Annotated in this window: 13 protein-coding genes and 1 pseudogene; 3 read left to right on the top strand and 11 right to left on the bottom strand. The window is 73.5% G+C overall.

The features are described 5' to 3' along the window. The 4 genes from pheT to DY240_RS26380 all read right to left on the bottom strand — a co-directional run. Positions 1–1,868, bottom strand: a 1,868-nt coding sequence (gene pheT / locus DY240_RS26395) for a phenylalanine--tRNA ligase subunit beta (RefSeq protein ID WP_119662654.1), incomplete at its 3' end; no start/stop codon positions are given. Next, positions 1,868–2,977, bottom strand: coding sequence for a phenylalanine--tRNA ligase subunit alpha (gene pheS, locus DY240_RS26390; protein WP_119662653.1), 1,110 nt, complete (start codon positions 2,975–2,977; stop codon positions 1,868–1,870). The genes pheS and pheT, both read right to left, overlap by 1 nt. 84 nt (positions 2,978–3,061) lie before the next feature. Beyond that, on the bottom strand, positions 3,062–3,601 hold the full coding sequence (locus DY240_RS26385; RefSeq protein ID WP_119662652.1) for an MOSC domain-containing protein: 540 nt from the start codon (positions 3,599–3,601) through the stop codon (positions 3,062–3,064). Then, positions 3,601–4,119, bottom strand: a complete 519-nt coding sequence (locus DY240_RS26380; RefSeq protein ID WP_119662651.1) for a PPOX class F420-dependent oxidoreductase — start codon at positions 4,117–4,119, stop codon at positions 3,601–3,603. Before DY240_RS26380 ends, DY240_RS26385 begins: the two co-directional genes overlap by 1 nt. Positions 4,120–4,223: 104 nt before the next feature. Between DY240_RS26380 and DY240_RS26375 the strand changes: the two genes are divergently transcribed. After that, positions 4,224–4,562, top strand: coding sequence for a YciI family protein (locus tag DY240_RS26375; RefSeq protein ID WP_119662650.1), 339 nt, complete (start codon positions 4,224–4,226; stop codon positions 4,560–4,562). Between the two features lie 43 nt (positions 4,563–4,605). Here the strand turns inward: DY240_RS26375 and vapC are convergent. From vapC to infC, 6 genes and pseudogenes are all read right to left on the bottom strand, one after another. Next, positions 4,606–4,938, bottom strand: a pseudogene (gene vapC / locus DY240_RS26370) (type II toxin-antitoxin system VapC family toxin); the annotation flags it as partial. Positions 4,939–4,983: 45 nt separating this feature from the next. After that, positions 4,984–5,133: a hypothetical protein gene (locus DY240_RS26365; protein WP_199702495.1), complete on the bottom strand. Its 150-nt coding sequence runs from the start codon at positions 5,131–5,133 to the stop codon at positions 4,984–4,986. Positions 5,134–5,167: 34 nt separating this feature from the next. Then, positions 5,168–5,989 (bottom strand): TrmH family RNA methyltransferase, encoded by an 822-nt coding sequence (locus DY240_RS26360; RefSeq protein ID WP_119662655.1) that lies wholly within the window; start codon positions 5,987–5,989, stop codon positions 5,168–5,170. Between the two features lie 241 nt (positions 5,990–6,230). Beyond that, on the bottom strand, positions 6,231–6,620 hold the full coding sequence (rplT, locus tag DY240_RS26355; protein ID WP_119662647.1) for a 50S ribosomal protein L20: 390 nt from the start codon (positions 6,618–6,620) through the stop codon (positions 6,231–6,233). Positions 6,621–6,678: 58 nt separating this feature from the next. Then, positions 6,679–6,873, bottom strand: coding sequence for a 50S ribosomal protein L35 (gene rpmI, locus DY240_RS26350; protein ID WP_116950552.1), 195 nt, complete (start codon positions 6,871–6,873; stop codon positions 6,679–6,681). A gap of 19 nt (positions 6,874–6,892) precedes the next feature. Continuing rightward, positions 6,893–7,681, bottom strand: a complete 789-nt coding sequence (gene infC / locus DY240_RS33915; protein ID WP_119662646.1) for a translation initiation factor IF-3 — start codon at positions 7,679–7,681, stop codon at positions 6,893–6,895. 157 nt (positions 7,682–7,838) lie between these two features. Here infC and DY240_RS26340 point away from each other — a divergent pair, with 157 nt between their 5' ends. Then, the gene (locus tag DY240_RS26340; protein ID WP_119662645.1) at positions 7,839–8,186 is read left to right on the top strand and encodes a DUF1844 domain-containing protein; all 348 of its coding nucleotides are present in this window, start codon (positions 7,839–7,841) and stop codon (positions 8,184–8,186) included. A 102-nt stretch (positions 8,187–8,288) separates the two neighbouring features. Here the strand turns inward: DY240_RS26340 and DY240_RS26335 are convergent, their stop codons facing one another. Further along, complete coding sequence (locus DY240_RS26335; protein ID WP_158603013.1) at positions 8,289–8,903, bottom strand: SseB family protein; 615 nt, start codon at positions 8,901–8,903, stop codon at positions 8,289–8,291. A gap of 190 nt (positions 8,904–9,093) precedes the next feature. Here DY240_RS26335 and DY240_RS26330 point away from each other — a divergent pair. After that, on the top strand, positions 9,094–10,280 hold a 1,187-nt coding region (locus DY240_RS26330; protein ID WP_147375538.1), incomplete at its 3' end, for a protein kinase domain-containing protein.

Genomic DNA, 10,280 nt, shown 5'->3' with positions numbered 1-10,280 from the left:
CGTCGCGGCTGCGCGGGCACGGCGCCCAGCAGCGCCGCCAGCTCGTCGTCGGTGGGCCGGCGGTCGACCGGCAGCCGCGGCGGCACCGGCAGCGCCCCCGGCTCGGGCCGGAACACCAGCCCGGCCTCGTAGACGGCGACGTCGGTGGCGCCGCGGCCGACGTTGCGGCGCAGCGTCGCCAGCAGACCGGGCAGCAGCGTCGTGCGCAGCAGCGGCTGCTCCTCGGAGATCGGGTTGGCCAGCCGCAGCGCGACCCGCCGCGCGTCGTCGTCGGGGAAGCCGAGCGCGTCGAAGTCGGCCTCGCCCACGAACGGGTACGACGGCGCCTCGACGTAGCCCGCGGCGGCGACCGCCCGCTCGACCCGGCGCCGCAGCCGCTGCGACGGCGTGATGCCGCGTCCGGCCGGTGCGACCGGCAGCACCGACGGCACCGCGTCGTAGCCGTGCAGCCGGGCGACCTCCTCGACGAGGTCGTACGGGTCGGTGAGGTCGGGGCGCCACGTGGGCGGCAGGACGGACAGACGACCCTCGCCGGCGTCCTCGACACGCGCGCCCACGGCCGTGAGCAGCGACGTGACCTCGTCGGCCGGGTAGTCGACCCCCGCGACGCGGGCCGGCAGGCCGGCCGGGATCGCGATCGGCGCGGGCGACGGCACCGAGCCGGCCACCGTCAGCCCGGGCTCCTGCGTGCCGCCGCCGAGCTCGACCAGCAGGTCGACCACCCGCTGGGCGGCCACCGCGGGCAGCGCGGGGTCGACGCCGCGCTCGAACCGCTTGGACGCCTCGCTGGGCAGCTTGTGCCGGCGCGCCGTACGGGCGATGCCGGTGGGCTCGAAGTGGGCCGCCTCGACGACGATCGCCGTGGTGGCGTCGCTGAGCTCCGTCGAGCCGCCGCCCATGACGCCGGCCAGGCCGATGGGCCCGGAGTCGTCGGTGATCAGCAGGTCGTCGGGGTCGAGCTCGCGGACCACGCCGTCGAGCGTCGTGATCTTCTCCCCCGCCACGGCGCGGCGGACGACGATGGGGCCGCGCAGCGCGTCGCGGTCGTAGCCGTGGATCGGCTGGCCCAGCTCGAGCATGACGTAGTTGGTGATGTCGACGGCCAGCGAGATGGGCCGCATGCCGGCCAGCTGGACCCGTCGCTGCAGCCAGCGCGGGCTCGGCGCGGACGGGTCGACGCCGGTGACCGTGCGGGCGGCGAACACCGGGCAGCGCTCGGCGTCCTCGACCCGGACCGGGTAGCCGTCGTCGCCGGCGGTGTCGACGTCGGCCCGCACACCGGGGTCGGTGAACTCCACCCCGTACGCCGTCGCCGCCTCGCGCGCCACGCCGCGGATGGACAGGCAATAGCCGCGGTCGGGCGTGACGGCGATGTCGAGGACGTCGTCGCGCAGCCGCAGCAGCTCGATCGCGTCGTCGCCCGGCCGTGCCTCGTCGGGCTGCAGCACGATGATGCCGGTGTGGTCGTCGCCCAGCCCCAGCTCGCGGGCGGAGCAGATCATGCCGTCGGACACGTGCCCGTACGTCTTGCGCGCGGAGATCGCGAACCCGCCGGGCAGCACCGCGCCGGGCAGCGACACGACGACGAGGTCGCCCGCGGCGAAGTTGTGCGCCCCGCAGACGATGCCGCGCGGCTCGGCCTCGCCGACGTCGACCGAACACCACCGGATGGTCTTGCCGTTCTTCTGCGGCTCGTCGGTGAACTCCAGCACGCGGCCGACGACCAGCGGGCCGCTGACGTCGGCGCCGGCCTCGTCGACGGTCTCGACCTCGAGGCCGGCCCGGATCAGCCGGGTCGCGACGTCGCGCGGGCTGACGCCGTCGGGCAGCGCCGCGTACTCGCGCAGCCAGCTCAGGGGGACGCGCATCAGATCTCCATCCCGAAGGCCGCGGCGAACCGGACGTCGCCCTCGACCATGTCGTGCATGTCCTCGACGCCGTGCCGGAACATCAGCGTCCGCTCCAGGCCCATGCCGAACGCGAAGCCGGTGTACCGCTCGGGGTCGATGCCGCAGGCGACGAGCACCCGCGGGTTGACCATGCCGCAGCCGCCCCACTCGATCCAGCCCTCGGAGCCGCAGGTGCGGCAGGGGTGATCGGGGTCGCCGACGGACGCGCCGCGGCAGACGAAGCACTGCAGGTCCATCTCGGCGCTGGGCTCGGTGAACGGGAAGTACGACGGACGCAGCCGGGTGGTGATGCCGTCGCCGAACATCGACGACGCGAAGTGGTCCAGCGTGCCCTTGAGGTGCGCCATCGTCAGGCCCTCGTCGACGGCCAGCCCTTCGACCTGACTGAACACCGGCGTGTGGGTGGCGTCGAGCTCGTCGGTGCGGAACGTGCGGCCCGGGCAGATGACGTAGATGGGCGGTTTCCGGCTGAGCATGGACCGCGCCTGGACAGGCGACGTGTGCGTGCGCAGCACCAGCCCGGAGTCCTCGGACTCGACGAAGAAGGTGTCCTGCATCGTCCGCGCGGGGTGGTCGGGCCCGATGTTGAGCGCGTCGAAGTTCAGCCACTCGGCCTCGACCTCGGGGCCCTCGGCGACCTCCCAGCCCATCGCGACGAAGACGTCGGCGACGCGCTCCTGGATGGTCGTGAGCGGATGCCGGGCGCCCTGCGGCGCGCGATCCCACGGCAGCGTGACGTCGACGGCCTCCTCGACCAGCACCCGCTCGTCGCGCTCGGCCTCGAGCACGGCCTGGCGCTCCGCGAGCGCGGCGGCGACGTCGCGGCGGGCGGTGCCGACCCGCTGGCCGGCCTCCTTGCGCGCCGCCGGCGGCAGCGCCCCGATCTCGCGGTTGGCCAGCGCCAGCGGCGACCGGTCGCCGGTATGCGCGAGCCGGGCCTCCTTGAGCGCGTCGAGGTCGCCGGCCGCGGCGAACGCGGCGAGGGCGTCGGACACCATCGCCGCGACCTGGTCGGGGTCGAGGGGTGTCACCTGGACTGGGTCGTAGTCGCTGTTGGGCGCGGACATCTTCCTCGTCTACTCACGCGTGGTCGCAACCCCGCGAGTCTACGACCCGCGGGGCCCGGCGTGCGCCCGGGTTCCGCGCCGCGGTCAGACCGGGACGAGCGGACGGTGCGGCGCGGCGGGTAGCTCCACCTCGATCGCGTCGCCCGGCCGCACCTCACCGCCCACCAGCACGATCGCCATGACGCCGGCCTTGCGGACGATCGCGCCGCCGGCGTCGCGGCCGACGACCTGCCGCAGCAGGCCCGGCCGGAAGTCGTCGATCTGGTAGCAGGGGTTGCGCAGGCCGGTGACCTCGACGACGGCGTCGGCACCCAGCCGCAGCCGGGTTCCCGTCGGCAGGCCGAGCAGGTCGACGCCGCGGGTCGTGACGTTCTCGCCGAGCTGGCCGGCGCCGACCACGAACCCGGCCGCGGCCAGTTCGTCGTGCAGTTCGGCGTGCATGAGGTGGACCTGGCGCAGGTTCGGCTGGGTGGGATCGCGCCGCACCCGGGACCGGTGCTTCACCGTCGTGCCGGAGTGCGCGTCGCCCTCGACGCCGAGCCCGGCCAGCAGCCGGATCGCTGCTTGTTCGGGCTTCCCGAAGCTGTGCGCCGGGCTGGCGCTGACGGCGCTGACCTGCGCCATCAGTGCTCGTGGTCGTCGTGGCCGTGGCCGTGCCCGTGCCCGCCGTCCTGCTCCTCGTCGGGGAACAGCCGGGCCGGGAACCCGCCGGTGGCGATGGGACCCCACCGCCGCGGCGTGATGCGCAGCAGCGACTTGCCCTGCCGGTGCATGGCCTCGCGGTAGGCGTCCCAGTCCTCGTGCTCGCCGGCGACGTTGCGGTAGTACTCGACCAGCGGCTCGATGGAGTCGGGCAGGTCGATGATCTCGGCCGGCCCGTCGACCTGCACCCACGGGCCGCCGAAGTCGTCGGACAGCACGACGATGCTGGCCTGCGGGCGGTGGCGGACGTTGGCGGCCTTCGCGCGGTCAGGGTACGTCGAGACGACGATGCGGCCGGAGTCGTCGACGCCACAGGTGACCGGCGAGGCCTGGGGTCCGCCGTCGGCGCGCGTGGTGATGACGATGCCGTGGTGGCGCGGCCGGACGAACTCGAGCAGCCCGGCGAGGTCCACGGTGGTGTTCGTGGCGATGTTCGGCATGGGGCCACCCTATGAGGCCGCCGCGCGTTCGGCCCTGGCCGATTCGTTCAAGAGCCGGTCGGCTCGTCAGCCGTAGCGTCGAGCCGTCGAGCCGAGGAGACGTCATGAACACGACCGTGACCGACGAGCAGATCCGGGACCTGGCCGCGACGGCGAGGCCCTACAGTCTGGCGGTCCTGCGGTGGGGTCCGGCGCGGACCATGGAGGGTGCTGACGCGACGGAGCTGGAGCACCAGCGGCGCATGGTGGCGCTGCGCGCCGACGGGGTGGTCGCGATCCTGTGTCCGGTCGCCTCGGACACCTTGGCCGGCGTGGCCGTCATGACGGTGCCGGCCGAGGAAGCCAGGGAGATCATGGACGCGGACCCCTGCGTGCGGGCCGGGATGATCCTGTGCGACGTCTACCTGTGCCACAGCTTCCCCGGCGACGCCCTGCCCGCGTGAACGAGCCCCGCCCGTGACGATCGTTCGCCTGCCCCGCCCCCGGTCACACCGGGTGCGCGCGCAGTGGCAGGCAGGCGGCGATGGCGTCGTAGTCGGCGTCTTTGTGCAGGAGCGCGACGTCATGCCGCAGCGCGATGGCCGCGATCAGGCAGTCGACTAGGCTGCGCACCGTTCGGCCCTGGCGGCGTACCGCCAGATAGATCGCCGACGCCTGCCTGAAATCTAGCCTCGCGTCGACTCCCAGCACCGGCAGTCCGTTCGTCAGCCGCTCCAGAGCGTCGGCTCGGGCGGGGGTGTCGGCGCCCGCGAGCAGCTCCATGATCACCGGCTCGGTTGTGCCCAGCTCGGCGCCTCGTCGGATCAGAGCCGTGAGCTCCCTGGCCTCCGTTGGGTTCCCGCCCGGCTGGGTGGGCGGCCCACCCTACGGGCGGGCACTGACAACGGCGGCCGGCCGCAGCTCGCCCAGATCGGCGCCCCAACCCACGCCACGCAGCCCGAGCAGGAAGTCCTTCGTCAGCGGCACGCCGGCGAGACGGTGCGGTGCCCGATCGACAGCGTCGTGTTCGGTCACGATCCGTATCGTCGCATCACTGCGCGTCGTGCACCTAGCGGGCGGCGCGGCGGCGGGCCCGGGCGGAGCCGTAGAGGCAGACCGCGGCGGCGGTGGCGAGGTTGAGGCTCTCGGCGCGGCCGTAGATCGGCACCCGGACGACGTGGTCGGCCAGGCCGCTGACCTCCGGCGGCAGGCCCCACGCCTCGTTGCCGAACAGCCACGCGACCGGGCCGGCGAGCAGGCCGTCGTCCTCGGCCTGGTCGAGGTCGAGCTCGCCGGCGCCGTCCGCCGCGAGCACCGTCAGCCCGCGCTCCCGCAGCGCCGCCACCGCGTCCCGCGCCGGCACCCCGGAGACGACCGGCAGGTGGAAGACGCTGCCGGCCGAGGCGCGCACGGCCTTGCCGCCCTGCGGGTCGGCCGAGCCGTGGGTGAGCACGACGGCGTCCGCTCCGGCCGCGTCGGCACACCGGACGACCGTGCCGGCGTTGCCCGGATCGCGGGCCTCGGCGAGGACGGCGACCAGGCGCGGCTCCCCCTTCAAGGCGGCGCCGAGGTCCACCGTCAGCGAGCGGCACACCGCGACCAGGCCCTGCGGCGTCACCGTCTCCGACAGCGCGGCGAGGGCGGCGTCGTCGGCGATGGAGACCGGCACGCCGGCGTCCTCGGCGGCCGCGACGATGGGCGCCCACCGCGCCGCCGCCGTCGCCGTCGCGAACAGCTCGACCACCCGGCCGGGTCCCGCGGCGACCGCCTCGCGGGCCGCCTGCGGGCCCTCGGCGAGGAACAGTCCCGCCTTCTCGCGGGCGGCCCGGCGCAGCAGCTTGTGCGCCTCACGCACCCGCCAGGACCGTTCGGTCAGCATCGGGGTCTCCAGGATCTTCCGGTGATCATGATCCCTGGCGGTCACCCTGCGACCGCCAGAGGACATCATCACCGGGAGGGTTGTGCAGAACCGACGGGCGACGGGGGGCCGGAGGTCCCCCTGAGCCCTCGGTCCAGTGCATGTGTCGACCGGAGCGAGTTCGTGATCTCTGCATGACCCGACCTTCGAGTGTGGCCGACATACGAAGACCGGGCCTGCCGACGCAGGCCCGGTCTCGACGGACGAACGACGCTCAGGCCGCCGGAGCCGCCGGCGCGTTGCGGTCGGCGGGCAGCGCGGCACGCGCGACCTCGACCAGGGCCTTGAACGCGCCCGGGTCGTTGACCGCGAGGTCGGCCAGCATCTTGCGGTCGACGTCGACCTCGGCCAGCCGCAGCCCCTGGATGAAGCGGTTGTACGTCAGGCCCTCGGCGCGGGAGGCCGCGTTGATGCGGGTGATCCAGAGCTGCCGGAAGTCGCCCTTGCGCTGCTTGCGGTCGCGGTAGGCGTAGACGAGCGAGTGGGTGACCTGCTCCTTCGCCTTCCGGTACATCCGGGAGCGCTGACCCCGGTAGCCGCTGGCCCGCTCGAGGGTCTCGCGGCGCTTCTTGTGGGCGTTGGCCGCCCGCTTCACGCGTGCCACTGGTACTCCTTGCTGGATTCGGCCGATCGGGCCGAAGGGTGAACTGGACGGTCGCCGCTTACTTGCCGAGCAGCTTCTTGATGCGAGCCTGGTCCGGCTTGGCCACCTCGGTGGTGCCGGCGAGCTTCCGCGTCAGCGTGGACGGCTTGTGCTCCAGGTAGTGGCGGCGGTTCGCCTTCTGGCGCAGCACCTTCCCGCTCCCGGTGATCCGGAACCGCTTGCTCGTGCCGCTGTGCGTCTTGTTCTTCGGCATGGCGCCGTCTGTCTCCTCGTCAGTCTTCGTTGTCGGGGGTCGGCCGCTCGACCTCGCCCCGCTCGGCCTTCTCGGCCTCGGCAGCCTTGCGGCTCGCCGCGCGCTCGGCCTTCTCGGCCTCCTCGTCGGCGTGCCGCCGTGCCTGCCGCTCGACCTTCGCCGCTTCCTTCTCGGCCTTGGCGTCGGCCTTCTTGCGGTGCGGCCCCAGCACCATGATCATGTTGCGGCCGTCCTGCTTCGGCGACGACTCGACGAAGCCGAGCTCGTTCACGTCCTCGGCCAGGCGCTGCAGCAGCCGGAAGCCGAGCTCCGGCCGCGACTGCTCACGGCCGCGGAACATGATGGTGACCTTGACCTTGTCGCCCTCGGCCAGGAAGCGCTCGACGGCGCGCTTCTTGGTCTCGTAGTCGTGCTTGTCGATCTTGGGCCGGAGCTTCTGCTCCTTGATCAGGACGTGCGACTGGTTCCGGCGAGCCGCGCGCTCCTTCATGGCGGACTCGTACTTGAACTTGCCGTAGTCCATGAGCTTGGCCACCGGCGGCCGGGCGCCGGGAGCGACCTCGACCAGGTCGAGATCGGCCTCCGCCGCAAGCCGGAGCGCGTCCTCGATGCGGACGATGCCGACCTGCTCACCGTTGGGGCCGACGAGCCGGACCTCCGAAACGCGGATCCGGTCGTTGATGCGGGGCTCTGCGCTGATGCCTTCCTCCTGAAATCGACGGGGTGGTGCCTCGACCACGCCGCGGAAATGCCAAAAGGCCTCCGCGAACGTGCACGCAGAGGCCAACCCATCGGTGCCGCGCCGCATTCCTGCGTCGCGACCACTCAGACGCCCGGCTGGACGCCTTGACCAGGGAACCCGACGATCTGTGCGATCGTTGCGGGTGGGAGAGGTCTCCGCTTGCTGGCCGCCTGGCCCGAGGGTTCGGATCAGACGGTCCGGTCGGTGTGAGAGCCTACCATGAATGAGCACCCCAGATCACATCGCGGCGCAGGCCGGTCGCGACATCGCCGACGTCCCCGCCGTCGAGGTCATCTCGACGGCCGCGGTGCACTTGATGAGTGCGGCCGCCGTCCACCTGGGGCTGGCCGAAGACCTGCCCGAACACCGCGACCTCGACGAGGCGCGGTCGCTGATCGAGGCGCTGGCGGGGCTCATCACGGCCGCCGCGCCGTCGCTGGGCACGCACCATGCCGGGCCGCTGCGGGACGGGTTGAAGACGCTGCAGCTGGCGTTCCGCGAGGCGTCCCCCCTGCCGGACCCGGTGGGCGAGGGGCCCGGCGAGAAGTACACGGGACCCGTGTACTCCTGATCGGGAATGATCACGTTCACTACGAGAATTCGTGTCGTACTACGCCTGCAATCGTGTCGACCATCGAGAAAACGTAGTGACGGCCCCGACGACCACCAGGCGTCAGCCGATGAGTGCGCGGCGGACCTGGCGGCGGACGCGCTTCCACACGCGGCCGCCCGTGCGGCGGACGCGTGCCGCTGACCCGCGGCTCTCCGAACGGGCGGCGGCCGCGGCGGCCTTGACCGACGGCTCGGCCTCCTCGACGCCGGGCCAGACGCCGAGCGGACGCCAGCCGGCGGCCAGGGACCGCAGGTCGGCGGCGTCGACGGCGAACATAACGGGGCCGGCGAGGTCGATGACGAGGGCTTCGGCGCCGTCGGCCAGGGCGGCCTCGGCGGCGCTGCGGGTGGGCACGGGGGTCGGGCGGGCGGCCGGGTTCCAGCGCTGCAACGACTCGACGCAGGTGAAGGCGAGCAGCCCGCGCCGGCCGTCGCGGCCGGTGGTGAGGACGGTCGCCATGGCGGTCTCCTTCTCCGCGCCCGTGGCGTCGGCCGACTCCGCGACCGCGACCACGGGGATCAGCAGGCGGCCGGCGGCCAGGGCCGCGAGGACGTCGGCGGAGCCGCCCTCGCCCCGCTCGTACGCGGCCAGCGCGGCCACGATGCGAGGGTCGGCCGAGCCGTCGTCGTCGCCGAAGGGCGTGGACGGCACGCGGCGTGGGGGCACAGCGGTCACGGCCCGCGACCATAGCCCGCCCGCGCCGCGAACGCCATCCGATTGCCGTCCGAGCGCGCGTGTCGGTCGCGCGAATGCCGACAAGAGCGACATTTCGGACCTACGTACCCGCGCGACGATGTACCCGGCGGGCCGTGCCGGCGCACCGTGTCGATCGGCCGGGCCCCTCGGGTGAACGTACACTCCACCCGTGGACCTCTCCGTCTCCGACGCACCGGTGGGCCGTCTCCTCGACGGACGCTACCGGATCGAGGCGCTGCTGGCGCGGGGCGGCATGGCGACGGTCTACAAGGCCACCGACACCCGGCTCGACCGGCCCGTCGCACTGAAGATCATGCACGCTGAGCTGGCCGCCGACGACGACTTCGTGGCCCGGTTCATCAACGAGGCGCGCGCCGTCGCGCAGCTGTCCGACCCCAACGTCGTCAACGTGTTCGACCAGGGCGAGGACGACGGCGCCGTCTACCTCGCCATGGAGTACATCCACGGCCGCACGCTGCGCGACGTCCTGCACGAGCGGGGGCGGCTGGGCGCCGACCTCGCGCTCGAGGTGACCGAGTCGGTGCTGTCGGCGCTGGCCGCCGCGCACCGGGCCGGCATCGTGCACCGCGACGTCAAGCCCGAGAACGTGCTGGTCGGCAACGATGGCCGCGTCAAGGTCGCCGACTTCGGGCTGGCGCGGGCCAACAGCACGTCGTCGAAGACCACCCGCGGCCTGCTCGGCACCGTCAGCTACATCTCCCCCGAGCAGGCGCTGGGCGAGCGCGCCACCCCGCGCTCGGACGTGTACTCGGCCGGCATCATGCTCTACGAGCTGCTCACCGGGAAGACGCCGCACGAGGGCCCCACCGACTTCGTGATCGTGCGCAGTCACATCGACGACGACGTCCCGCCGCCCTCCGAGGCGGTGCCGCTGCCGCCTGCCGTCGACGACCTCGTACTGACGGCCACGGCGCGAGAGCCGCGACTGCGCTACGCCGACGCCGAGGCGTTCCTGGCCGCGGTCCGGTCCGCCCGTGCCACCATCGCCGGCCTCCCGCTGCCGGCGCCCGCGGACGATCCCGAGCTGAGCGATGTGCACGCTGAGCCGCGCGACTCCGCCGGCGTCACGCTCGACGAGGCGCTGGGCGGCACCGTGCTGGCCGGCCAGGTCGGACAGGTCGAGGCGACCGGCTGGCCGGCCGAGGACGAGACCACCGACGACGACCTCCCGCCGGTCGTCGACCGCGCCGGCCAGGACAGCCGGCCGGGATCGACGCGTCGCATCGACGCGCCGCTGTCGATCCGGTTCACCGAGGACGAGACCGACGACGGCGCGCCGGCCGCCGGCTCGCGGGCCGGTCGCCCGGCCGACGCCCGCACCCGGGCCGCCGCCGG

The sequence above is a fragment of the Jiangella rhizosphaerae genome, from assembly GCF_003579925.1.
Taxonomy (GTDB): domain Bacteria; phylum Actinomycetota; class Actinomycetes; order Jiangellales; family Jiangellaceae; genus Jiangella; species Jiangella rhizosphaerae.
The sequence above is the reverse complement of the archived record's forward strand: the minus strand, read 5'-3'. Positions and strand labels throughout refer to the sequence as shown.